Raw genomic sequence first — 23,873 nt, forward strand, 5'->3', positions numbered from 1 at the left:
CATTTACCCGCATTAAATCAAATCATTGCCCAGGAAACTGGAGGTTAACTTTATTCTTATGAGTCCTAGAAGACTGTCGTCTAATTCTAATAACTCAGGTGTTGATAAAAAAACTAAAAAACTATCTAACGAAGTTAGGCTTAATGCTTATGGTTGTACGGATGTTGGCGTAGTTCGATCAAATAATGAAGATAGTTTTTTGCTCTCTGACCTTGCTACAGGTGCGCAAATTTCTGGCGAAGAGATTAATAACCAAAAAGTTAGTAAACGAGGCACTTTGCTAATAATCTCTGATGGTATGGGAGGTGCGCAAGCAGGTGAAGTAGCCTCAGCAATGGCTGTTGCTGCTGTACGTAGTGAGTTAATGAAGTCTGTTGCGTCCCGTCCGGCTGAAGAACAATTAATAAAAGCTGTCCAACGTGCTAATTACCTAATTTGGAAAGAAAGCCAAGATAATTCTGCAAAGTCCGGTATGGGAGCCACTCTAACCGCTGCACTAGTACGTGATGGTAAAGCTTATATTGCTGAGGTAGGCGATAGTCGAGCCTACTTGATCCGAGGAGAATCCATTCTACAAGTTACAATAGATCAATCCCTTGTAGAATTACTTATCCTAGCTGGTGAACTTTCCCGTGAAGAAGCAGAACATGCACCCATAAAAAATGTAATTTTACAAGCTATGGGAACTCAACAAGAAATAAAAGTTGCTCTTACAGGTATTGACCTTAGACGAGGTGATTACTTGTTACTTTGTTCAGATGGTTTATCTAATAAAGTTACTGAAGCTGAAATGCTTAAGTTTACACTTAAAGCAAGTAGCATTGAAATGGCTTGTAAACAGCTAATTGAGCTAGCTAAAAGACGTGGAGGAGAAGATAACATCACTGTAATAATATGTGCTTTTGATGGAGAAGGTCTAGCCCCCCAAGCACAAGATAATCATTTTGAACGGTCAGTTCATTCAATAGTTTCTTTCTATCCCACTGTAGAAGAAGAGTCTATTTCCCCAGAAGCTAAAACACAACCTTTATCTAACGGATAAAAAACTAGTAAAACAACACTTATATAGTAAACTAGCCTATTTATGGCTAGTTTACTAAAGCTGTAAATTTTAGCTTTAAAAGTAGATTCGCTCCTGCTGAGAAACTTGTGATATGCATAGGTTGGGATGAATCCTTCACAAGCTTCTCAATAGGAGCGATAGTTGTTTAGTTTATCGGTGAAAAAAAAATTTTTGTTGCCCATCTATAAAAAATTTTTCCGTAAGAAAAATTTTTTATAGATAAATTAAAGCTTTCAAAATCTCTTAAACCGTGCTATTTGTTCTTTTGTGGACAATTCTATAGAAACAACTTGTGATAAATGCGGCAAAATTTTAAGAACTAACCAAACAACTTGTATCAAATGTTCTCATAACTCTACTCAAGAGACTAAAACAGGTCGTGTTTGGCTAGTCCTAGGCATATTTTTTTCTTACTTAGTGGTGCTATCCTAGCGGCAACATTTTGGTTTGTAGAAAATAGACGTGCTAATAAAATTACAAATATTAGTTCTTTTACACCCATTAGCAATGTCACAACTTCAAATAACCAACCAACCTTACGCTTAAATAAATTAAGTAGCCAAGAATTACTTAATCTAGTCCCTGTTAGTGTTTTGTCCCGCTATCGTTCAAAAACAGGTGATCCCTTGCCTGACCAAACTATTATTATTGAAGAAGATACAGAACAATATTTAGTTCTTTTTGGTTCAGAATTAGTTGATGGGGACAACCGCGAACCTATTATTTCTATGTTTAAGCTAGAAGCTCAAACTCTCTCAGATGTTAGCCGTGAAGCTCTCCCCTTTATTGAAGGAAAGTTAGGTGATAAAAACACAGAAGTTAAATTAATTGATAAAGGGCCAGAATTTGACCTGAAAATACCTTTTCAAGATGGTTTATTTGAAAATTGTGTTACTTGTGAGCAAGCCTATAGTATTCAAGAAATTAACTGGTGTGAAACAAATTACCAATTAGGGTCTAAGTATTTAAGTAATGATCCTTATACAGTTTTTTATCTAGTGGCAGAGTCTTTAAGTAATCAAGCTATAGCTCCAGAATATCGTAGCTATATTGACCCAAGCCTTGATCCAACAATTATATTAGGATTAGAAAAACGTTCTGGAAAAGCTTGGTCTGTAGAAAACTTAACAACTAATAACAAATTCAAAATAAAGAGCTTAAATAAAATCACTTATTCATTAAGTAATAGCGTTAGAGCATTAAATATTACTGTTAGCAAACAAGAAAATGGTTTATGGTTGGCAACAGCAATAGCAGTTTATGACCCAGATTTGCCAATCGAATCACCGACCGAAACAGAATAAAATCTTTTTGATTAATACACTATAAACTACTGTAATTGATTAAAAATATTAAATATGTTATCTAAGGAAAAGGTAGTATTTACCTTTTTCTAAGAGTTTAATTAAGAGTCTAAAGTTTATGTCACAAAAGCAGGAATTAAAATGGTATGGTTGGGGACTAGAAAATAAAACCTTTGATCTTAGTCGCCGTCATAATTTTTGGCCTTATCTACGAGAAAAATTAGAACTTAAAGACAGTGAAACTTCCCCAAACTCTTTACCTGTCAATCTATCAGATATTAAAATAACCCCTAAAGACACAAATCTAGCAGCTAAATTTGAAAAATTAGTATCTAAAGACCAAGTAAGAAGTGATGATCTAGCCAGAATTACACATTCAATGGGAAAAAGTTTTCCTGATTTAACTCGTATTCGCAAAGGCTTAATTGAAAACCCTCCAGATTTAGTAGTTTATCCTAAGACAGAAAATCAAGTTTTAGAAATTTTACAGCTAGCTAGTGACTTAAAAATAGCTGTAATTCCTTTTGGTGGTGGAACTAGTGTTGTAGGTGGAGTGGAAGCATTAAAAAGTAGCGGTCAAGCGGCTGCTATTAGTTTGGATTTAAGCCTGCTTAATCAACTAGTAAATATCGATGAGATTTCACTACTTGCAACTATTCAAGCGGGAATCTTAGGCCCTGCACTAGAAAAAGCTTTGCAAGCTCAGGGTTATACTTTAGGGCATTATCCACAGTCTTTTGAATTTTCTTCCCTAGGTGGCTGGATTGCAGCCCGTTCCGCAGGTCAACAATCAAATAAATATGGTCGTGTAGAAGATATGGTGTCAAATGTGACGCTAGCTAGCCCTAAAGAACTAATTACTACTTTGGATGCTCCTGCTTCAGCCGCTGGGCCATCAATAAAACAAATGTTAATCGGTAGTGAAGGAATATTTGGAGTAATTACTAAAGCTAAAATGCGCATTCACCATATGCCAACAATTAAAATTTATAGAGGCATATTATTTAAGGACTTTTTAGCTGGTGCGCAAGCAATTCGTACAATTATTCAAGCTGGCTTAAATCCTGCTACCATAAGGCTTTCAGATGAAACAGAAACTAGCGCGATTATGAAAATGCGGGCTGAATCTGAGTCAATGCTAGAAAATGCTCTTAGTAAAGCTGGGAAGTGGTACTTAAAAAATCGTGGCTATAGCAATTCTACTTGTTTAATGATTTTAGGTTTTGAATCAACAGATAAATCAGTAAAACAAGAAATTAAAGCAGCATTAGATATTTGTAAACATCACGATGGTATAGACTTAGGAACTCGTGTCGGCCAGCATTGGTATAAAGAACGCTTTGAGTTACCTTACTTACGTGATACATTGCTAGATTATTCAATAATGATTGATACTTTAGAAACAGCTACAACTTGGGCAAATTTAGCTAATCTTTATAATTCTGTAAAAAGTGCATTAACTTTAAGTATAGAAAGTTTTGGTTTTCGGGCCGTAGTTTTTTGCCATATTTCCCATAGCTATCACGATGGAGCATCACTTTATTTTACTTTTCTAACTAAACAAACCAAAGGCTCAGAGTTAGAACAATGGCAAGTAATAAAATCTACTGCTTCAGATGCAATAATAGCTGATGGAGGAACGATTTCCCATCACCATGGCGTAGGGCGTGATCATGCAAAGTGGGCAGAACGTGAACATGGTAAACTAGCAATGGCAGCGTTAGCTAGCGTAAAGCAAATTTTTGACCCTCAAGGAATACTTAATCCAGGTAAAATAATCTCATGACAAAAATAGCACTTGAGCCAAGAACAGTGGCTATAGAAAAACTACAAAAAGAAGATTTTGATATTTTAATTATTGGGGGCGGAATAACTGGAGTTGGTGCCTGTCAGGACGCAGCATCTAGAGGGCTAAAAGTAGCATTAATTGAACGTGGTGATTACGCTATTGGCACTTCTAGCCGTTCCTCTAAGCTTATTCATGGCGGACTACGTTATTTAGCTCAAGGAGATTTCCGCGTTACATATGAATCTTGCTCAGAACGCGCATTGCTTCAAGAGTTAGCACCACATTTAGTAAGACCTATGTCTTTTTTAATCCCTATTTATCGTTGGGGGCATGGAGCGCAAGTTTTTCTTGGACTTTGGCTTTATGACATTGTTTCTAAAGTTAAAAACTCTCGGTTTCATAAACGCTTAAGTTCCAAAAAAGCTGTTGAAATGGTTCCTTTACTAAAAACCGATGGGCTTCACCTAGCCTATCTTTATCACGATTGCCAAACTAATGATGCTCGCCTTGTGATGGAAGTGACAAAATCAGCGACAAGCTACCAAGCTGTAACTTGTAATTATTTGGAAGCAATTGATTTAGTTAAAGAAAAAAATGTAATTACTGCCGTTAAAGCACGGGATTTAATTTCTAACAAAGAAATTACTATTCGCGCTAAACAAGTTATAAATGCTACTGGGGTTTGGATGGATAAAATGTGCCAGGCTGATGACCCACAAGCTAGTAGTAAAGTCAGACCTGCTAAAGGTGTCCATATTACAATAGATCGCTCTCGTATCCCTACTACACAAGCCTTACTCTTTGAATCAGCCGCTAATGATGGTCGTTCTTTATTTTTTATTCCTTGGTATGAAGGCATTATCATTGGTACTACAGACACAGATTTTAAGGAGGATATTGAATCTCCTAGAGCCTCAGCCGAAGACATTAAATATATTGTTGACTCAACAAACAAGGTTTTCCCTAATGCAAAACTTACTAACAAAGATATTTTAGCCACTTATGCAGGTCTACGCCCACTTATTGATGAAGGCGGAAAATCAACCAAAGATATCTCGCGCGAACATCGCATTTTTGAAAGCGATTCAGGCTTAATCTCAATTGCAGGTGGAAAATTAACAACTTATCGTTTGATGGCTAATCAATTGATGGATTTTGTGTTTAAGAGTATGAAAACACGTAATTTAATCCAAAATGTTAAACCAACTATTACAGATAAAATTTTCCTAAGCGGATTTTCTAGTAGCCAAACACTGGATAAAGTTCAAAACCAAGTTAAAGATGAAGCTAGAAAATTAGGCTTAGACTCAACTATCGCTACTCATTTAGTAGAAGATTATGGAGTTAATGCCCAAGAGGTTCTAAATATAGTTTCAGCTAAATCTAGTTTAGCAACACGTCTTGTAGAAAAACTTCCATTTATCCATGCTGAAGTAGTTTATTGTGTTAGACAAGAACAAGCTACAAAGCTTGATGATTTTCTAGTCCGTCGCACTAGAATTGCATTTCTTACCTCTGACCAAGGCATAAGCATAGCAGCAAAAGTAGCTGAACTTATGGCAATAGAATTAAATTGGTCAACAACAACAAAGGAAACTGAAATCCAACGCTATCAAGAAACTTACGCAGTCCAGTATACAGTATAAATTAATGGTAACTGCTTGATTTATACGTAGTTACCATTAATTTATATAGCAGCTTTCACAAATATATTTTTAACTAACACAAATTGTATAGAAAAATAATTAGACACTATATGTAGGAGTGTATTTTTGGATCTGTAACTTAAATAACGATATAGCGTAAATTTTTCTTGCCATCCCCTAGTGGTTGTGTGCTATCTTATCACACAACCATTAGTATGATTTTTGTGGAGATCCGATGAAGTGTCCCTACTGCAACTCTTTATTTGACAAGGTGATAGATTCTCGTGAAAGTCAAGAAGGTGAAGTAATTCGCCGTCGTCGTGAATGTACAGATTGTAATCGTCGTTTTACCACTTATGAACGCCTTGAACAATTACCTTATATGGTGATAAAAAAAGATGGTCGTCGTGAACCTTTTGACCGCAATAAAGTTTTGTCGGGACTACTAAAAGCTTGTGAAAAAAGACCTGTTAGCCCAAATAAACTAGAAGAAATTACTAATGAAATTGAAAGATTTGTTCAGGAATCTAAAGAGCGCGAGAGACCTACTACTAAAATAGGCGAACTGCTTATGAGAAGACTAAAAACTTTAGACAAAGTAGCTTTTGTAAGGTTTGCATCTGTTTACAAAGATTTTAAGGATGTCACCGAGTTTATGAATGAGCTTAAATCATTAACTCAAACGACTGCGCGTAAGGGTAGCACAAGATAATGAAAATAGTCTAAGCTTAGGCTAGGATTTTATATTAGTTATTGTTTTCATTTCTTTAAGCGGTTATCATTAGCGAGATTCTAAATTTTACCTAATTTTGTAACAACAACTCAGATTTTATCTTAAAACCTAAATATTAGATGGGGTCTGTTTGCTCTAAGGATAGAACTTGTAGTAATTTTTCTGTAAATTGCGAATGGACTAATGGAGGAGAAAAATGATGAAACATCTAGTAGCTGCAATGGCTAAAGCATTAGTAGATAATCCAGATCAAGTACAAGTAAATGAAATTGATGGTGCGCAAACTAGCATTATTGAACTTCGTGTTGCAGAATCAGATCTGCGACATGTGATTGGCAAAGAAGGGCGTACAGCACGAGCAATGCGCGATATTATTTATGCTGCTAGCAAAAAGCTTAACCGCCGTTACCATTTAGAGATCATTGAACCAGGTAAAAATGATCGTTAGTATTTTTTTAGCTAAACCTAAATTTTATACTTATACAGTCAAACTCTAAAAAGTACACACCTAACGGGTGTGTACTTTTGGTAGCCTACTTTTAATTTACTTATTTTATTAAACTTAATACCTTTTCACCAAAAAGACGACCTAATATATTTTTACTAAAATATCCTTCTAGTTGTAACTTACCTTTAATAATTTCCTAGCTAAGTTTATTCAGATTATCTTAATTATGCTTCTCTATGTGGGCTATCTATCCAATGTCTTAGCACCTAGTTAATAATCCCTTAGATTAACCTACAGGATTACATTAGAGGTTTTCAGGTTTTCTTCTGCTTTATTTTTCCCTGATATCCAAATATTCTTTACATCAGCAAGACAAATTAAATTTTAGTCCTGCCAGCAGAACAACTGCTTAAAACTATTTTTTGGGTGAGAGATAATTATGACTACAACAGCTTCTAAGAAAAAAGCCGATGCAAAAGGCCATACTCCTTTAGTAAAAAGAAAAAAGACCAAAGAAGAAGAAAACGGTGATGGTACACCAAAAGAATCCTTAAGAGGTCGTAGCAAACGCAACATTCTAACTGCACGTCAACAAGAAACCTTAAAATTATTAGTTGAAGGTATGACTAATAAGCAAATTGCTGATATCTTAAAAATCAGTGTAAAGACTGTTGATGCTCATCGTGCTAGCATTATGACTCGCTTACAAATCCATAGCTTAGCTGGACTTGTAAAATATGCTATTCGTACTGGCTTAACTTCTATGGACTAATACTTGCACTAATTAATAATTTATAATAAATAAAGGCTAGTAAGTTTTCTTACTAGCTTTTATTTATTTTCCGATACCTGCCGGTTAGTGATAACAAGACCCTGAGATTTATTTAGCTCTTTAATAAAAAGTGTAAGAGGTTTAGCTTTTTTTCCTAGTAATTCCCAAGAAACTTCTACTGATTGATGAGGTTTTAATGAAAAAACATAAACTTTCTTTGTCTGTTTATTAGGATAATCCCAAAAAATTTCTGCCCCTTCTATGCCATTAACTTTTAAGTTAACTATTTTTGATTCTACTTCTACAAAAAGAAAAATGTCTTCCCACTCAAGTTTTACAGGTGTTTGACCAACAGGTAAATCTATTTGTTTTAGCAAAATGTCTGTGCCTAGTAATGGTTTTTCCTTTAATTTAGCAGAAAGAAAAACTTTTCCTGGTGAGATAAAAGGAAAATAATACACATTGCTATCTACTCTATTTAAAGGGTTTATTTGGTTATTAAGTAAAAGCTCTACTTCGTCTTTTCTATCAGTAGTAACAATTAACTGTGCATCTCGTTTACTAAGCATTACTTCTATGGTTTGACCCGCTAATAAATCAAATTCTTTTGGGTTAACATCTAAAGGATAAAAATTATTGCCTAAAGCTTGAAATATTCCTTCACTCAAAACATGCTGAGGAGGTAAATTTTTAAGCACTATTCTTTCATTACTAATTTGTGATGTAGCTAGTAACTTTTATTAATTAAAATATCTACATTAGGGCGATCTCCTTGGATTATAAATGTAGCATCATTCCAACCTATTGATTCTTTTACTATTTGATCTGCAAGTAATATGACTTCTTTATTTATTATTTGTGAGCCAGATTTTATTTATAAGTTGGTTTTTCCTGCTAGCATTGGAGGAAAAGCTAGTTCTGATTGGGCTTTTTCTGAAACTAAAGTTACTCCATTAACAGTAATTTCTACAGCAGGACGATCCACACTTACTTGTAACAAAGCATCTTTTCTAGCTAAGTTAATTGCATAGGTTTTATTTGCTTCAACAAGCAGTTCTTTAGGCTCAACTTCTAGCAAATATTTATTTCCTTGATGGTCAGTTGCTACACCAGAGATTTTTTTTAAGCCTGGCGAAACATTACTTAAGCTAATAATTTGGCCTGCACTGTTAGAAGTTGCCTCTAGTCGATTGTTGATATAAAGATCTACATTTGCACGATCAAACCTAACATCCAATGTTGCATCATCCCAACCAATATTAATAGAGTTATTAGTTTTATTTGAAATATCAATCAATTTAACTAAGTCTTTTTTTCCTGATAATTTAGCAACTAAAGTTGCTGGCCCAAATTTCAAGTTATTAAAAGTTAATTTTTCCCCTACATATTTTGATATTTGCGACGAATAGCCTATTAATTCAACTGAAATACCAGCACGATCTGTAATAACTGTTAATTCTGCATCTGCATTACCTATTTCTACAATTGTGACTAAACCTGTTTTTACTACTACAGGCTTATTTTCTACCTTGCCATTTTCACGCCAAGAAATGCTATTTCTTCCCTCTTTTAAGCACATAACCACAGTATTTTGATCAATACGAGATTGATTTTTAGGAGAAGTAATTTCTATTGTAGGGTTATTAAGTTTAATTACTAGTGTGCCATAGTCTTTAATTTGAGCAAAGACATTACTAGCAAAGCAAAGCAGGAAATAAAACAATAAAACAATATTAAGTAAGTATTTATACATGATAATTATTAGGTTTTTATTTAGGTAAAAAATCTTGTGCGCAGCGAAAACCAATTGTCCTAAGTATTTCTTTTTGTCTTTGGCTGCTATTTAGCTGACCTAGCCAAAATCGGCGCGTAGTTAGTATATAACTTGCTGTGTCATGATAGCTACCGCCGCGAAAAATCTTTTCTATATCTGGACAATCATTATTTTCTGATGGTTTTACAGTGTTTTTTTGATAACAATTTGTAGTCCATTCAGCTACGTTTCCAGCTAAGTCTAAGATACCAAAAGGACTTTTTCCAGTTGTATAGCTCCCAATTTTGTTAGGGCGATTTCTGCCTGTTTCTTGAGAGTTAGCATGTCGGTAAATTTCTTTAGCCTGATCCCCCCAAGGATATAAATATTTAACTGTTCCGCTATTGTCGCCCCGTGCAGCATATTCCCATTCTGCTTCTGTTGGCAAGCGTTTCCCTAACCATTTAGCATAAGCTTCAGCTTCACTAAATGTAACATTGGTAATAGGATAATCTGATTCTTCTTCTTTAAATGTCCAGCTTTCCCAGCGTTTTAGTAATGGATTATTAGCATTTGCCTTAAGAAAAGCTTGAAACTGCTGATTAGTAACTTCCATTACATCTAAATAAAAAGCACTAACAGACACTTCCCTTTCAGGTCTTTCATAAACATCAGAAATTGCTAAATTGTCAGTTCCCATTAGAAATCTTCCTGAAGGAATTAAAATCATACCTGGCGGCAAATAAGCAGTTATTAAATCTTTTGGTGGTACTGCTGCCATCCAATTAGCAGGCTTAATATTAATTACTGGATAATCATTAAGGTAAATATAAGTAGCTGTAGATAGCAAGCTTATGATTAATATTATAGCTAGAGCAATTTTATTAATTAGTGGGCTAGCTACTTTTTTTTCTGGAAAACTTGTAGTTTTTTGACTAGCCGACAAGTCAAGCACATTGTTAAAAATGTCTATTTTTTCACTAGTTGCAAGCATTAAAGCTTTTTTCATTTCTAAAGCAGAATTGTAACGATCTGCAATATTTTTACTTAAAGCTTTGGAAATAATATTTTTTATTTCTTTAGGAATATTTTCAGGAAATTCAATTGGCACAGCCTTTTTTAAGTCGCAGATTTCTCGCATAAGTAACGTTGGACTAGGCCATTTAACACGGCTATAAAGTTGCTGTGTTGTCACTAGTTCATAAAAGATTGCTCCACAAGCCCAAATGTCTATTGCCTGGCTTACCTGGCCCTCTAACGCTTCGGGTGACATATATTCTATTGCGCCAATTGGATTTTCAGTAATTCGCTCGCTATCAACCCAACTTGAAATAGCAAAATCAGCAATTAAAGGCTCAGCTTTTTCTTTAAGCAAAATATTTGCTGGTTTTAAGTCTCGATGAACTAAATCTTGTCCAGATAAATTTTTTTTCTGATGAATACTCTCTAAACCGGAAATTATTTTTAGCATTAATTCTTGAGTCTCTTTATAAGAAAGATTTTCTTTACTTGCACGAATATTTTCTAGCAAATCAGCTAATGTTCCATACTTAGCCCAGTTGCTAACAATTACTCCTAAAGTATCATCAAAAGCAGTAAAGGCTTGAAAACCAAAATGAACATAAATGTCTTGTTTTAAGTTAAATTGCTGCATTACCTCCCATTCGTTAGCAAAATCTTGTTTACGTTTTGGATGAGAAAGATTAAAAATTTTTAGTACAAAGTAGTCATCTGTTTTCAACAATTTAGCTCGCCATACTTTAGCAGAAAGTCCTGCTCCAAGTTCTTCTACAAGCTCATATTGGTTATTGATGACCTGACCTTTTACTAACATTTGTTAAACTCAATATTTTTTTTGATTCTAAGTACTCTGTAACTTAAATATTCTGATATTTTAATCTTAAGCCCCGCTGGGGCTTAAGATTTAAGAATATCAAAAAACTTAGTTTACGTTGTACTAAGTTGCCATATTTTAGGGAATAAAAAAAGATGCCGAGAAAATACTTTCTCGGCATCAGAAGTTTTTCTATCCAGAAAGAAACTTACTTATTTTTCTTATTCTTCTTTTGCGTCTTAGCCGCAAAGTCTACAGAATAAGCAAAGCCTTTAGGATCTTCTATCCAAAGGCGATAATCATATCTAGTATTAGCTTTTAGCGAAGTATCAATATAGTTTGCTTTACCATCAGCAGGGACTTTAGCAATTTGCTTAAATTGAGAGCCTTCTTTTCTATTAATTTCAACCTTAAAACCTCTTAATTGCTCATTGTGGACACCAGGGAAGCCCCAAGTAAGTTCTATTGCATTAGGAGCAATGCCTTGACCAGCAGGGAAGCAAACCGGCCCAAGATTTATTGTTCCAACTCCACCACCTATAAGCCCACCAGCTAAAACACTAGCAAAAATATTTGTAGATGAAAAAAGATTGTCTGTTGTAAGAGTCGTGGCCCTTGAAGAAAATGCTATCACAGCACCATTGGCATTAATAGCAGGAGAAAAACTATCTCCATCAGTAGCAAGATTGTTAGTGTCAAGGTTAGGAAGGCTAACTAAAGTTGCACTTTGCAAACCTTGTTGCAAATTAAATAAGTATATATCACTAAAATTATTGGTGTCAGTTGCTGTAAACCTTTGACCTGTAGAAACTGCTAAAAGAGTACCATTTGCATTTAAGGCTATTGGACGAGCATTAGAGGTGGCAACAGAAATAGGCATTCTTGTCATATTTGGTGACCAAGAGGAATTACAAATATAGCAGTGCCAGAAACATAAGCTATGGTACTTCCATCAGAACTAATAGTAAGAAATTGTGGGGAGCATTATTATTTAATGGTAGGTTTGGTATTGCACTAGCTGTATCTGTATTAGTGCTAGTATCCCTAATAAAAACGTTATTTCCAGATATAAAAGCAATAACAGAACCATTTTGACTAATAGAAGGTGAAGAGCAATTTGCTAAAGGCCCATTGCTATCTCTACTTATTAAAGTATTACCACTACCATTAAAAAGATATATGCTAGATGGAGGGGGAATAAAAGTATCACTAGTAAGATCAGTAGCATTAGAAATGTAAACAACTGAATTTCCATCTCCACTTATAACAGGAGAAAAACTGCTTCCATTAGCTGGATTTAATGAAGAATTAAAAGATCCACTAATTAAAGAAACTGCATTGTTGCCACGAACATTTAAGTAAATATTTGAGCCGCTAGAACCAGCAGTAGGATCTATTAAGTTGATAGATGATTGAAAAACTGCTCTTAAACCATCTGTACTTAAAGAAGTGGCTAATCCTTCACGCACGCTATCATCAAGATTAGCCCTACTTATGATCAGTCTATCTCCTGCGCTGATGTCACTTGAGACTGCGGGCTGAAGATCAGGAAATGTTGCTGTGTAAGTGATGAATTGACCATTTCCACTAACAGAAGGGTTTATACCACCGCTAAATGACGTAGAAGAATTAGGATTAGTATTTCCTCCGCTAATTAAAACAATTGTATTTCCTTGTTGTTGGCCGTAGCAAACACCGACAAAAAGGTGGAAATTACACAGGATAAAATTGCAGCTTGAAAAATTTGGGAAAAACGGCGAATTCTGGATAAAGATGTTTTCCTCACTATTTTTAATAATTTATTAATATAGAAATTATTTGAAAGAATGCTCTAACTCGAGATTTGTTAGAACTATAATTAAAGCTATTTTGACCTATTTGCCCAATTATATACAGATTGCTATCTGTAGCCAAACATTATTTTGCTAAGTGCCGCTACTCCATTAATTACATTAATTAATAAAGCCTTTATTTAAGATTAACTAAAAACTACTGCAAGAAATATTAAAACATTTAGCATAAATGAAAAAATGCCTATATATCGGCCTGCTAAAGCCCAAACTCGGTAATCATAACCAATATTATGTTGATTAATTAGCTTTAATGCTTTTCCTCCAAGTATAAATGATATAGGCCCAGCGATCGCTCCAAAGCAAAATAAACTTAGTACAGATAATGCAAAAGCGATCATTGCATTGGTTTTTATTTGTTGCAGAATGCTATCTAAAAATGCCTCTGATCCCATAGGCATTCGATTAATTATTTGGTAAGGATGTTGATAAGGAGGCATTTTCTGCATGTTTTGAGCAGGGTTATATGAATTATCAAAGGGTGTCCTATTAGGTGAATTGCTAGGATCATTTAATGGATCAGGATAATAAAGAGGACGCTGATTTTGTTGTGCTTGCTGTGGATTAACATAAGGCGCATAAGGGTTATTAAATGGCTGATTTGTGTTACTAGAATAATCAGGCGGTTGTGAGCTATTAACTTTGTTGCTTATTAAATTTGCTGTTAGGTATAAATCCCCGTTTTTGGATTCTCCTATTATAGGCATTCCTTTACCAGCTATAGGAATTAACGTTCCATTAGCAGTATTAGTAGGGACTTTAACCATAATATTTTTTCCATCTATGGTTAGAAAAGCTATTTCTCCGCCTAGTTGTTCATCCGTTATGTTAACAGTGCAGTAAAGATCATTTCCTTGTCTTTGGAAAAAATGATGCTGTCTAATAACAATATTGACATAGAGATCACCATTAGCCCCACCATCAAAACTAACTTCACCTTGACCCGTTAAACAAAGACGCTCACCATCTTTAACCCCTGGCTGAATATTTATATTAAATGTGTTTTCTATGTTGATCTTGCCTAGTCCCTTACAAGTACGGCACTTGCTAGAGCCGTCCATTATCATTTTACCTTGGCAACTTTGACAAAATTGGAGCCTAGGAATTTTAATAGGCAGCGTTATCCCTCTAGCCGCGTCTTCAAGGCTTATTTGAGCATTAAAATTAAGATCGCTTCCTCGTTTTCCAACTTTAATTGGTGAAAGTTCTCCAGACATATCAACACGGGTAAGAGGTATTTCTTTATCTTCAATTGGATTTGTAGACCTAACCTGATTAGTTGATGTAGCTTGATGGTCAAGATTATTAATTGCACTAGCTGAAATTTGATTGGCTACCAAATTCTTAATATTTTCATCCATTGGCGAGGTTGTAGGCTTTTTTAACCCATCTGTCACTCTAGTTGGAGGAATTTCTATATCTGTTGATGTTGTTGATAATGATTGATTTACTATTGACTCAAAGTCTGGTGTTGCATCAAAAGGCATTAAACAGGCTATTTCTAATTGTTTAGCTAGAGCAGCAACACTTGGATCAAAACTTGATTTTAACTCTGTAAAAAGCTGAGAGCCTCGCGGATTTTGAAAATCAGTTGATGAAAAAATCAAGTTATCGCTTTTATGGTACTTTTGCCATAGATTTTGGTCTACCGCTAAGGCTCGTAAACTAAGATAAATTACTAATGCTGAAAAATCAGCTAACTTTTCATCAAAACTTTCTAAATTTCTTTGTGGATGTTGAAAGTGGCTATTTCCTAGCTCTAAGCTATTTTGACCTCGCAAAGAAGGGTTAAAAATGCTGTCATAATCAACCAATAAAATTTGCTCTTGCTCATTAATAATAATGTTATTAGGCTCTAAATCACCGTGTGAAAGCCTATTGCCCCGCAAAGTATTAACTAACCCTCGCCATTGAGCAGCTAAAATCATCAAAACTTTAGAGTTATTCAAGTTTTTGGCTATATAGTCATTTAACTTTGTACCTTGCGCCCAATCCATTTTTACAATAGGAAACGTTTGCCCATTTATTTGTATCCCTTGAGCTAAATAATTGAAACTAACTAGGTTGGGAATCCAAATGCTTTTTAGATATTTACTTAAAGTTAAATATCGATTTTCTAAATCTATGGTTTCTTTAAGAAAAAGGCGGACTGCCCAAGTTTTATTGTTGTTTTGCATCTGATAAACAAGTGCATTAGAGCCTTGAATTAAACTTGAGCTTACTTTTGCTTTTTGTAGGTCAGGATCTAAAAAGCAAGAAGGTGTATTTATCGCATTTTGATAATCGGCTAATGTCGGCCAATTGGTCACTTTAACTTCTCCATAACAAAAAGCATAATAAAATTAAAGCCAAACGATTTTGATTATACTAAAGCCTATAGCTTTTTGCAGCCTAGTTAAATGATGCAAATGTAGTGCAAATAGAGGTTTCTTTGTTAGCAATAAATTTTGTTATACTAGCAAAACTCATTAACTTAATTTAACTTAAGCTTTGATTTAACCCTATGGAATTTTCAAAATATAATTTTGACCCACGTTTAGCTTATGCCCAAACTATTCCTTCTGACTGGTATTTTTCAGCAGAAATGTTAGCCGCAGAAAAACTTAAGATTTTTGCTAAGACTTGGCAATTAGTTGGAAGATTAGAACAAGTTGCAACACCAGGAAGTTACTTTACAGCCAGCCTAGCAGATGAACCTATTGTTGTAGTTAGAGACAAGGATAGTAAAATCCGAGCATTTTCTAATGTTTGTCGTCATCGTGCAGGAGCAGTTGCTAAGGCGGCAGGAAAAAGAAATTCTTTTCAATGTGGCTATCATGGCTGGACTTATAGCCTAACAGGTAAATTGCTACATTGCCCAGAGTTCGACGGCGTAGAGTGTTTTAATAAAGCAGATTATTCTTTACCAGAATTTCAAGTTGAAATCTGGGGACAACTAATTTTTGTTAACCTAGATAAACATAGCCCTGGTTTAGCTACTTTTCTTGAAGATTTACCTAATTTATTTGCTTATCACGATTTAGCAAGCTTAAAACTTGCTGCTCGTAAAGATTGGTATATAGATTGTAACTGGAAAGTCTATATTGACAACTATTTAGAGGGTTATCATATACCAATTGCTCATCCTGGGTTAAATAGGGAATTAGACTATGGAAAATACTTAGTTGAAACTAAAAGATATTATTCAATCCAACACTCTCCAATTAGAGAGTCCGCCGCACGTTTAGCCCAGGGTCAGGAAAATAACAGTCCTGCACAATATTTTTGGATTTTCCCTAATTTGCTACTTAATGTTTATCCTGATAATTACTCAACAAATTTGATTATTCCTCTTAGTCCAACAAAAACTTTAACCGTGTTTGAATGGTATTTTCGCAACCCTGAAAGCGAGGCAGTGCAAAAGGAAGTTGAACGTGTAGTTAAATTTAGCGATGAAATTCAAGTCGAAGACATAGATATTTGTGAAACTGTACAACGTGGGCTAGCTTCTCAAACCTATAAACAAGGTCGTTATTCAGTAAAACGGGAAAATGGAGTTCATCATTTTCATTCATTGCTAGTAGAATACCTAGGGTTAAAGTAAGTCATTTTCTTTAATTAGAGGTGCTGTTATGTTTGGGAAACTGTTGTCTGCTCTTTCGATAGGTTCAGCTAAGATTGATACACGTTTAGAAAAAACTAGTTACATGCCTGGGGAGCAAATGCGAGGGCAAACATTTGTTTTTGGTGGTGAGCGAACAGAAAAAATTGAAGATATTTCTATTAATACAAGCACTCGTATTTTTAAGAGGGTAAATAATGAAAAACGATATTGGTATAGTATTTTTGCTAATTATCAAATTACTTCCTCTTTTTTACTTCAACCTAAAGAAACAAAAGTTTTTCCTTTTGTTATTACACTGCCTCTAAATACTCCATTAACTATGTTTGACCAACAAGTTTATGTTAATACTAGATTAAATGTTGCAATGGCTGGAGATCCTAAAGACACAGATACTATTGAAATTAGACCTTTGCCAATAATGGAAGCAATTCTTTATGGAATGCAATACTTAGGGTTTTATTTAGTAGCAAATATATGTGAATACAGCCCACATTTTAAGCATAGTGGTGAATTTGTTCAAAAAATAAGATTTAACCCTACAAGCGGTATTTATAAAAATAAGCTTGAAAAAATAGATGTGATTTTTTTACCTAACCCACCATATCATTTAGATGTAGTTTTAGAAGTTGATAAAGACATAAACGGTTTTCTTCATGAAATGATATTTTTTAGGTCAGATAGTCTTAGCACCTCTTTTCAAATCTCAGGAGCAGATTTACAAAAACCTGTAGAGTATTTTGCTGGCCTGATTACAAATGCCATAAATACAGTAATAAACGCTAGTCAAAAATAATTAAAATTTTAATTATTTTTGATTTGCCCAAAGCTTTTCTAACCAAGGAACGGATTTGCTTAAAGCTTCTGCAAAATCGCCTGTTTGAAAATGAGTGATTTTACTAACAACGTGTAATTCTACTTTTCCACCTTTAGCTTTTAATTTTTCTACAGCTTTTTCTGTTAAATCTAAAGCAAAAAGCTCATCATCTTGGCTATGAATAACATAAAATGGAGTCGTTCCATCAGGCTCATCAATTGGTCTAGCGGAAACAGGTATGGCAGCACTAAATAATTTAGGATGTCGGCTAGCCATAAACCAAGTACCAATCCCACCACGACTATAGCCAGTTACTACCATTTGATTTTGATTTATTGGAAAATCAGCAATTGTTTTATCTAAAAGCTCTAAAACAGCCGCTTCGCTTTTTGGATCTCGCCAATCTTTACCCGGACAATCTGGAGCAATAATTACAGCAGGTAAATCTTTAAAAGCTGGTATAACTAAATTGTCTGCATAATCCTTACCATAGTAAGGGGTTACTTCTCCGCCATAATGAAGCGCAAGTATTAAAGGCACTTTTTTATTTTCTTCTAGCTTAGGTAAATATATTGTATAACGAAGCGTTGAACCATCTTTTGTAACAAGTTCTTTTTTATAAGCTCCGGGTTGTAAAGTCTGTTTTTCCATAGAGTTAATATTGCTACTAAAAAATAAAGTAATTAAAAGTAAAAAATTTGCTAACCACATTAAATAATCCTTAAAATATTGAAAATATAGTTACTTATTTAGTTTATTGATAATAGATTCAGCAGTTTGAACATGACGACTAGCAGTTTGAATATCAGCATCAATTTCAGCCTTTAAGCTAGCTCGTTCTGAATCAGGTGTTTTTGGAAACTTTTCTGTTTTCTTTATAGCTTGTTGCCAAGCGTCATGCGCTTTTTGTAGATTTTCTTGGGCATTAATTAAATCTTTTGATAAATCTTTCTCGTCACGCTCTAAAAATGGGGTAGCTTTTTGTAATCTAAAGTCAAACTGTACAATTTGAGAAGCTATAGATTCACTTTTGGCTGACTCAAGCAACTCTTTATGAATTTCTAGGGCTTGGCGGGCTTGATCAAGTGGGTCGCCTTGAGGCTTACAACCTATTAAGCTAATTATGCTAAAAATAACTAATAAAACTACTAATAATTTTACTTTCATTGCTTATTTTCCTATCACTTAGTAGCACCGGCTTGCTTAAGTAAATCAATTATTTCTGTAAACATTCCACCTATAGCATAACGCAGGGCTGTAGCACCTGTTTTTGCTCTAGCATTAACATTAGCCCCTGCTTCAATTAGTAATTTAGTTATTTCTAAATTGCCAGTTGTTGCAGCATAAATTAAGGCAGTTATGCCATTTTTTGCAGCTATGTTTACATCAGCGTTAGCCTCTAAAAGTAGCTTAACTATTTCTGGATAATCTTCTCTAATAGCATTAATTAAAGGTGTTGAGCCTTCATCATCTTGTACATTAACATTAGCTCCTGCTTTAATTAATATTTCTATAATTTCTGTTTGACCTTCTAAAACAGCATTAATTAAAGCAGTATTTCCATAATGATCTACAGATTCTAAGTCAATTCCAGCAGCTAACAGCACTTTTACGGCAATAATATCACCTTCTAATGCTGCAATTGGTAATTCGGGATTAAGATTATTTACCATATTTTAGTTATGCTCAAAAGTTATATTAAAAATAATAGGTTTATCTAAGCTTTTGCTTGATGACAAAGCTTTAGCAATAGACTCAATTTTTTCATTTCCATGGGAAATATTTATGGTTACTTTTTCTGCCATTTGTTGAAATTGTTCCCATTCATCAATTTTTCCAGCTACTAATAAATATCCAGGCTTACTATTAAGAAAACTAGGTGCTGCTAGTGGTTGTGCAGAAAAAATTATAGTGTAATTTTCCTGTCCGGGCTGATTATTAAATGAGATTACTCTTTCATCCCCATTATCTGAAGTTCCGTTAGGAAAAACTATTTTTTCCCCTTGCTCTATCTTATTGCTATTTAATCCTGTTGCGGGACTAGGATTATTAGTTAAAAACGTTGTAAGATTATTACCTTCACCTAAGCCTAATATATATAAATAACCTGACTGTTTAGCTAAAAAGTGGAATTTAACATAATCTTGGCTAGAAATAGTTTTTATATCGGCTTTTTTTATAGAATTATTAGCTTTATCCTTTGGCAATACTTCTAACCAATATTCTAATACTTCCACTTTTTCTTGTTTTACGCTTGATGTATTGGAATTTAGCTTAGGTGTAGGGGTTGGATAACTTACAGAAAAATTTATAGATGAGTCTTTTAAGAAATACCATATTGTTGTAGATAGTAATGTTATAGCTAAAACACTTACAATAGCGAAAATAGTTTTTTTATTGTTTGTATTTTCTTTAGAAATACTTTCAGGAGTGTTTTGTTGTAAGTTGTTTGAGTTATTAACAGCAGAACTCTTGTTTTTATCTAAACTGTTTTTGATATTTTGCTGGGTATTTTTAATTTGTTGAGTATTTTGTATTTCTTTGATTGTATTACTGTTTGTTATTACCTTAGAGTTTTCTGCATTAGTTACTTCTGCTATTTCTAACAAAGTGCTTAGGTTTTCTTTAGCTTCCTGACTTACTAAAGTAGCTTCAACTATTTTAGTTTGTGCTACTTCTGGATTTTCTTTAGTTTTTCCGTCATCAGAGTTAATTTTAGTGTCTATTTTTTCCCCAACTAGAGTTTGAGCTTGAGAAATATCTTCTTCAAAATAAACTTCTGCTTTTAATGCTTCTCTAAGCTCATTAAATAGCTCTTGGCAATTAGCTGGACGTTTAGCCGACTCTTTAAGTATTGCTCTTTCTACTGTCAGGCTAAATTCTTTAGAAACATTGCTTACTACGTTACATAGCAATGGAGGCATAGTAACAGAGTGATGATAGACTAAATTTTGGATAGTTTTTCCGCTAAAAGGCTTAGCTCCTGCTACTAATTCATAGAGTATTATTCCTAGGCTATAAATATCTGCACGTCCATCAATATCATCTCCATTCCATTGCTCAGGCGACATATAATGAGGAGTTCCTAAGATTTGCCCTGTTGCAGTAAGTGCTGTAGCATCAGCACTTATAACTTTAGCAATACCTAAATCTAAAAGCTTAACTGTAGAACTACCGTCTTTAGCCTTACCTATCATTATATTATCAGGCTTTAAGTCACGGTGGATTATTCCCATTGAATGGGCTACAGATAAGGCTTCTCCAATTGGAGTTAAGATTTCTACTGCTTCTTTAGGCGAAAATCGACGGCGTTTTTTTAGTTCGTCACTTAAAGTTTTGCCATCAATATACTCTAGCACCATATAAAACATACCGTCAGCAGTAGTGCGTAAGTCGTGAACTGCAACAACATTAGGATGACTAAATTGGCGAGCCGTTTTTCCTTCTCTCAAAAAGCGTCTTTGGTAATCAGCCGTTTTGCTAATTGAACTAGGCATTATCTTTATGGCTACTTGATCGCCTAATAGAGTATGACGAGCAAGAAAAACTGCTCCCATACCGCCTTGACCTAATAGTTTTTCAATAAAATATTGTCCATCTAAAGTTGTATTAACTAAAGCAGTTAAGTCCTCTTCTAATATTTCGCTATCATCAGGACAGATGCTTAAGGTTTTTTCATATTGCTTTTTACAAATAGGACAAATTTTCATGATGGCTTAAATTAAAAAATTGTTTTCATAATTTTATGAATTTGCTGATATTTCGGCTTTTTAAAAATAAGTCTGTATTTTATCACTGCAAAGCTTTTAACGCACAGTTATAGCCGCTAAATTTGCTCTAGCCAACAAGCCACAAAAAGCACTGGAAAAAGAAATGTACAAAGTATAACCTATGCACACTAAAGAAAAATGCTTATATCTTAATTTTTATAAACTTAGGACTAATTAATATATGCTAGAAACATCTCTTAGTGCTTTTTTAGGAATACTTTATATTGCTGTGGGTGCTGTTACAGTTTGGTTAATTTTTCATGCTTCTAGTCGGCTAAAAGATAAAGGAGCTAGTGCAAAGCTTGTTAAAGGTCATCGTATTGGGGGTTATATCTTTATATTTCTTTTTTGTGTAATGACTTATTACATGGTTTTAAAAATTAAAGATACTCCAGATGAACTAGCACTACGTCCAATGCTTCATATGCTAATAGCTATGCTATTGATACCATTGATATTTATTAAAGTTTTAGTAGCTCGCTATTATAAAACTTATTACTCTGTACTAATGCCGCTAGGACTAATAATTTTTACACTCTCATTTGTTATTATAACAATGACGGTTGGCCCATATTTACTACGTCGAGCTACCATAAAGGAAGTTGCATTAGAATCAATAAATTTAGGTAAAAAGACCATAGATTTAGAAGCTGCACAAAGTTTAACCCAAAATAAATGTGCTAAATGTCATGGGCTAGACCGTGTGGTTGGGGTTCAAAAAGATGCTAGAGGCTGGCTTGCAACTGTTAATCGGATGAGAGCTTTGCCCGGTTCAGGAATTAATGAACCTGAGGTAGCCACAATAGTTTCTTACCTTGTATCACAAAATCCACAAGTAGATGATAAAGGGCAAATGACTGAACAAGGAACAATGGATGCTGGAAAATCCTTAGTTGATACACGTTGCAATAAATGTCATGACCTGGATCGCACTTATTCAGCTAAGAAAAGTGTTGAAGAATGGCGGACAACCGTTGTAAGAATGATTACTTATGCTCAAGGAAATGGACTATTTAAGCCTGGGGATGATGAAGCAATTATTAAATTTCTTGGCACTACACAAACACCAGAAGCAGTAGCAAGCAGATCTGAAAAAGTTAAAGAAGTTGCTAGTAGTGGACAAAGCTTGCTTGGAGATGTAAAAGCTCCTGAAGTTTCTTTACCACCTTCTCCATTTAGTCCAAGTGCTTTTTTAATTATGCTTATAGCAGCAGTAGTTTTAGGAATTATGATGTTTTATAGACCTGGTAATTTACCTCTAGGAATTGCTCTTGCAGCGGCCTCTCCTGCTATAGTAACTAGTCCAAGTCCAGAAACTTCTTTTGCACCAACAAGTAAAAGTCCTGTAAAAGGGCCTCAACCCGCTACACCTGAACCAAAAAAGGCTGCTTTACTCTTACAACTTGCACGAATTGATGAGCAAACACATGATGCTAAAACCTTAAGGTTTTTACTACCCCCAGGAGAAGTTTTTGCTGCTCGTCCAGGACAATTTCTTACTTTTCAATGGATGATTGATGGTAAAAAAGTAGTACGTTCTTATACTATTTGTAGCTCACCTACTCAAACCGGGTATATAGAAATTACTCCAAAACGGGTAGATGATGGTTATGCCTCAGTGTTCCTTCATGAAAAGGCTGCAATAGGTTTAACTGTTGAAGCTAAAGGGCCTTCAGGTCAATTTTATTTTGATGAAAATAAACATAGAAGAATTGTTTTAATTGCTGCTGGTAGTGGTATTACTCCAATGGTTTCTATTTTGCGCTACTTAGATGATCGTTGCTTAAATATCGACTCTACTTTAATTTATGGGGTTAGAACTAGCAAAGATGTAATTTTTGAAAAAGAATTAATAAGGCTAAAAGAAAGTTTAACTAATTTTAATTACTTAGTTAGCCTAACTAAACCTGATACAAATTGGCAAGGCCCGACAGGACGAATTAACCGTGCTTTGATAGAAAAAAATGTAAAAGATGTTTCAACCTCAACTTTCTTTATCTGTGGCCCAAGACAATTTATGGATGAAATTAGCAAAATACTGCAAGGTATTGGTGCTAGCCCAGATCAAATAAAAATGGAAAGCTTTGGAGGTCGTCCACTTCTTTCATCGTCTGATAAAAATGAAAAAGTTACTGAAGAACCAGCTAAAGAAACTACAAAACTTGTAGAAAAACCTATTACAAAAACAACAGCTTCTATTACAAAACCTTTAATTGTGTCTGATAATAGCGTAGAATTTGCCCGATCTCGTAAAAACTGTATTATTCCACCTGAGAAAACCTTATTAGAAGTTGCAGAAATTAACAGCGTGACAATACCTTTTAGTTGTCGTCAAGGTCAGTGTGGAACTTGTACAACTAGGTTACTTGAAGGTGAAGTAACTATGGAAGTAGAAGATGGTTTAGATCCAGAACTTAAGGAAGAAGGCTATATTTTGACTTGTGTTGGTTATGCTAAAGGTAAAGTCAAACTAGATGCTTAAATAAATTAAGT

General features: G+C 34.4%; 20 protein-coding genes. 10 read left to right on the forward strand and 10 right to left on the reverse strand.

What is annotated here, in order from left to right; genetic code table 11:
* The first annotated feature begins 58 nt into the window (after positions 1 to 58).
* The 7 genes from IPK14_00370 (at position 59) to IPK14_00400 (ending at position 7,755) form a co-directional block, all read left to right on the forward strand.
* A complete protein-coding gene (locus tag IPK14_00370) occupies positions 59 to 1,042 on the forward strand; it encodes a Stp1/IreP family PP2C-type Ser/Thr phosphatase (protein MBK7991894.1) in 984 nt (327 codons plus the stop codon).
* 404 nt (positions 1,043 to 1,446) lie between these two features.
* Positions 1,447 to 2,367, forward strand: coding sequence for a hypothetical protein (locus IPK14_00375; protein MBK7991895.1), 921 nt, complete (start codon positions 1,447 to 1,449; stop codon positions 2,365 to 2,367).
* 118 nt (positions 2,368 to 2,485) lie between these two features.
* Entirely contained in the window at positions 2,486 to 4,153 is a 1,668-nt protein-coding gene (locus IPK14_00380; protein MBK7991896.1) for an FAD-binding oxidoreductase, read from the forward strand.
* The gene (locus IPK14_00385) at positions 4,150 to 5,802 is read left to right on the forward strand and encodes a glycerol-3-phosphate dehydrogenase/oxidase (protein ID MBK7991897.1); all 1,653 of its coding nucleotides are present in this window, start codon (positions 4,150 to 4,152) and stop codon (positions 5,800 to 5,802) included. The genes IPK14_00380 and IPK14_00385 overlap by 4 nt, the downstream gene beginning before the upstream one ends.
* 235 nt (positions 5,803 to 6,037) lie before the next feature.
* Positions 6,038 to 6,514, forward strand: coding sequence for a transcriptional repressor NrdR (gene nrdR / locus IPK14_00390; protein MBK7991898.1), 477 nt, complete (start codon positions 6,038 to 6,040; stop codon positions 6,512 to 6,514).
* 217 nt (positions 6,515 to 6,731) lie between these two features.
* Positions 6,732 to 6,983 carry a KH domain-containing protein gene (locus tag IPK14_00395; GenBank protein ID MBK7991899.1) on the forward strand — a complete coding sequence of 84 codons (252 nt, stop codon included), beginning with the start codon at positions 6,732 to 6,734 and terminating at the stop codon, positions 6,981 to 6,983.
* Positions 6,984 to 7,422: 439 nt separating this feature from the next.
* Complete coding sequence (locus IPK14_00400; protein ID MBK7991900.1) at positions 7,423 to 7,755, forward strand: response regulator transcription factor; 333 nt, start codon at positions 7,423 to 7,425, stop codon at positions 7,753 to 7,755.
* Between the two features lie 59 nt (positions 7,756 to 7,814).
* Here the strand turns inward: IPK14_00400 and IPK14_00405 are convergent, their stop codons facing one another.
* The 6 genes from IPK14_00405 to IPK14_00430 all read right to left on the reverse strand — a co-directional run bounded on the left by IPK14_00405 (position 7,815) and on the right by IPK14_00430 (position 15,501).
* Positions 7,815 to 8,453, reverse strand: coding sequence for a hypothetical protein (locus tag IPK14_00405; protein MBK7991901.1), 639 nt, complete (start codon positions 8,451 to 8,453; stop codon positions 7,815 to 7,817).
* 176 nt (positions 8,454 to 8,629) lie between these two features.
* Positions 8,630 to 9,508: a hypothetical protein gene (locus IPK14_00410; GenBank protein ID MBK7991902.1), complete on the reverse strand. Its 879-nt coding sequence runs from the start codon at positions 9,506 to 9,508 to the stop codon at positions 8,630 to 8,632.
* Positions 9,509 to 9,524: 16 nt separating this feature from the next.
* On the reverse strand, positions 9,525 to 11,342 hold the full coding sequence (locus IPK14_00415; GenBank protein MBK7991903.1) for an SUMF1/EgtB/PvdO family nonheme iron enzyme: 1,818 nt from the start codon (positions 11,340 to 11,342) through the stop codon (positions 9,525 to 9,527).
* A 208-nt stretch (positions 11,343 to 11,550) separates the two neighbouring features.
* Positions 11,551 to 12,231 (reverse strand): fibronectin type III domain-containing protein, encoded by a 681-nt coding sequence (locus IPK14_00420; GenBank protein MBK7991904.1) that lies wholly within the window; start codon positions 12,229 to 12,231, stop codon positions 11,551 to 11,553.
* Positions 12,232 to 12,280: 49 nt separating this feature from the next.
* Positions 12,281 to 12,811 carry a hypothetical protein gene (locus tag IPK14_00425; protein MBK7991905.1) on the reverse strand — a complete coding sequence of 177 codons (531 nt, stop codon included), beginning with the start codon at positions 12,809 to 12,811 and terminating at the stop codon, positions 12,281 to 12,283.
* A 509-nt stretch (positions 12,812 to 13,320) separates the two neighbouring features.
* On the reverse strand, positions 13,321 to 15,501 hold the full coding sequence (locus IPK14_00430; GenBank protein ID MBK7991906.1) for a hypothetical protein: 2,181 nt from the start codon (positions 15,499 to 15,501) through the stop codon (positions 13,321 to 13,323).
* 194 nt (positions 15,502 to 15,695) lie between these two features.
* Between IPK14_00430 and IPK14_00435 the strand changes: the two genes are divergently transcribed.
* The gene (locus IPK14_00435) at positions 15,696 to 16,775 is read left to right on the forward strand and encodes an aromatic ring-hydroxylating dioxygenase subunit alpha (protein ID MBK7991907.1); all 1,080 of its coding nucleotides are present in this window, start codon (positions 15,696 to 15,698) and stop codon (positions 16,773 to 16,775) included.
* 28 nt (positions 16,776 to 16,803) lie between these two features.
* Complete coding sequence (locus tag IPK14_00440; GenBank protein MBK7991908.1) at positions 16,804 to 17,589, forward strand: sporulation protein; 786 nt, start codon at positions 16,804 to 16,806, stop codon at positions 17,587 to 17,589.
* 12 nt (positions 17,590 to 17,601) lie between these two features.
* Here IPK14_00440 and IPK14_00445 read toward each other — a convergent pair whose 3' ends face one another.
* From IPK14_00445 to IPK14_00460, 4 genes are read right to left on the reverse strand one after another with little or no spacing between them, the layout of a single operon-like run.
* Positions 17,602 to 18,321: a dienelactone hydrolase family protein gene (locus IPK14_00445; protein ID MBK7991909.1), complete on the reverse strand. Its 720-nt coding sequence runs from the start codon at positions 18,319 to 18,321 to the stop codon at positions 17,602 to 17,604.
* A gap of 30 nt (positions 18,322 to 18,351) precedes the next feature.
* A complete protein-coding gene (locus IPK14_00450) occupies positions 18,352 to 18,777 on the reverse strand; it encodes a hypothetical protein (GenBank protein ID MBK7991910.1) in 426 nt (141 codons plus the stop codon).
* Between the two features lie 14 nt (positions 18,778 to 18,791).
* Positions 18,792 to 19,283: an ankyrin repeat domain-containing protein gene (locus IPK14_00455; protein ID MBK7991911.1), complete on the reverse strand. Its 492-nt coding sequence runs from the start codon at positions 19,281 to 19,283 to the stop codon at positions 18,792 to 18,794.
* A 3-nt stretch (positions 19,284 to 19,286) separates the two neighbouring features.
* The gene (locus IPK14_00460) at positions 19,287 to 21,320 is read right to left on the reverse strand and encodes a protein kinase (GenBank protein MBK7991912.1); all 2,034 of its coding nucleotides are present in this window, start codon (positions 21,318 to 21,320) and stop codon (positions 19,287 to 19,289) included.
* 241 nt (positions 21,321 to 21,561) lie between these two features.
* Between IPK14_00460 and IPK14_00465 the strand changes: the two genes are divergently transcribed.
* On the forward strand, positions 21,562 to 23,862 hold the full coding sequence (locus IPK14_00465) for a photosystem P840 reaction-center cytochrome c-551 (GenBank protein ID MBK7991913.1): 2,301 nt from the start codon (positions 21,562 to 21,564) through the stop codon (positions 23,860 to 23,862).
* Positions 23,863 to 23,873: the final 11 nt, after the last annotated feature.

Source organism: Blastocatellia bacterium (genome assembly GCA_016713405.1).
Taxonomy (GTDB): Bacteria; Acidobacteriota; Blastocatellia; order Chloracidobacteriales; family JADJPF01; genus JADJPF01.

What these genes read in the sequence shown, in the direction of transcription:
- IPK14_00370 (MBK7991894.1), top strand. Translation starts at nt 59, where the DNA reads ATGAGTCCTAGAAGACTGTCGTCTAATTCTAATAACTCAGGTGTTGAT.
- IPK14_00380 (MBK7991896.1), top strand. Translation starts at nt 2,486, where the DNA reads ATGTCACAAAAGCAGGAATTAAAATGGTATGGTTGGGGACTAGAAAAT.
- IPK14_00385 (MBK7991897.1), top strand. Translation starts at nt 4,150, where the DNA reads ATGACAAAAATAGCACTTGAGCCAAGAACAGTGGCTATAGAAAAACTA.
- nrdR (MBK7991898.1), top strand. Translation starts at nt 6,038, where the DNA reads ATGAAGTGTCCCTACTGCAACTCTTTATTTGACAAGGTGATAGATTCT.
- IPK14_00395 (MBK7991899.1), top strand. Translation starts at nt 6,732, where the DNA reads ATGATGAAACATCTAGTAGCTGCAATGGCTAAAGCATTAGTAGATAAT.
- IPK14_00400 (MBK7991900.1), top strand. Translation starts at nt 7,423, where the DNA reads ATGACTACAACAGCTTCTAAGAAAAAAGCCGATGCAAAAGGCCATACT.
- IPK14_00410 (MBK7991902.1), bottom strand. Translation starts at nt 9,508, where the DNA reads ATGTATAAATACTTACTTAATATTGTTTTATTGTTTTATTTCCTGCTT.
- IPK14_00415 (MBK7991903.1), bottom strand. Translation starts at nt 11,342, where the DNA reads ATGTTAGTAAAAGGTCAGGTCATCAATAACCAATATGAGCTTGTAGAA.
- IPK14_00420 (MBK7991904.1), bottom strand. Translation starts at nt 12,231, where the DNA reads ATGACAAGAATGCCTATTTCTGTTGCCACCTCTAATGCTCGTCCAATA.
- IPK14_00435 (MBK7991907.1), top strand. Translation starts at nt 15,696, where the DNA reads ATGGAATTTTCAAAATATAATTTTGACCCACGTTTAGCTTATGCCCAA.
- IPK14_00440 (MBK7991908.1), top strand. Translation starts at nt 16,804, where the DNA reads ATGTTTGGGAAACTGTTGTCTGCTCTTTCGATAGGTTCAGCTAAGATT.
- IPK14_00445 (MBK7991909.1), bottom strand. Translation starts at nt 18,321, where the DNA reads ATGTGGTTAGCAAATTTTTTACTTTTAATTACTTTATTTTTTAGTAGC.
- IPK14_00450 (MBK7991910.1), bottom strand. Translation starts at nt 18,777, where the DNA reads ATGAAAGTAAAATTATTAGTAGTTTTATTAGTTATTTTTAGCATAATT.
- IPK14_00455 (MBK7991911.1), bottom strand. Translation starts at nt 19,283, where the DNA reads ATGGTAAATAATCTTAATCCCGAATTACCAATTGCAGCATTAGAAGGT.
- IPK14_00460 (MBK7991912.1), bottom strand. Translation starts at nt 21,320, where the DNA reads ATGAAAATTTGTCCTATTTGTAAAAAGCAATATGAAAAAACCTTAAGC.
- IPK14_00465 (MBK7991913.1), top strand. Translation starts at nt 21,562, where the DNA reads ATGCTAGAAACATCTCTTAGTGCTTTTTTAGGAATACTTTATATTGCT.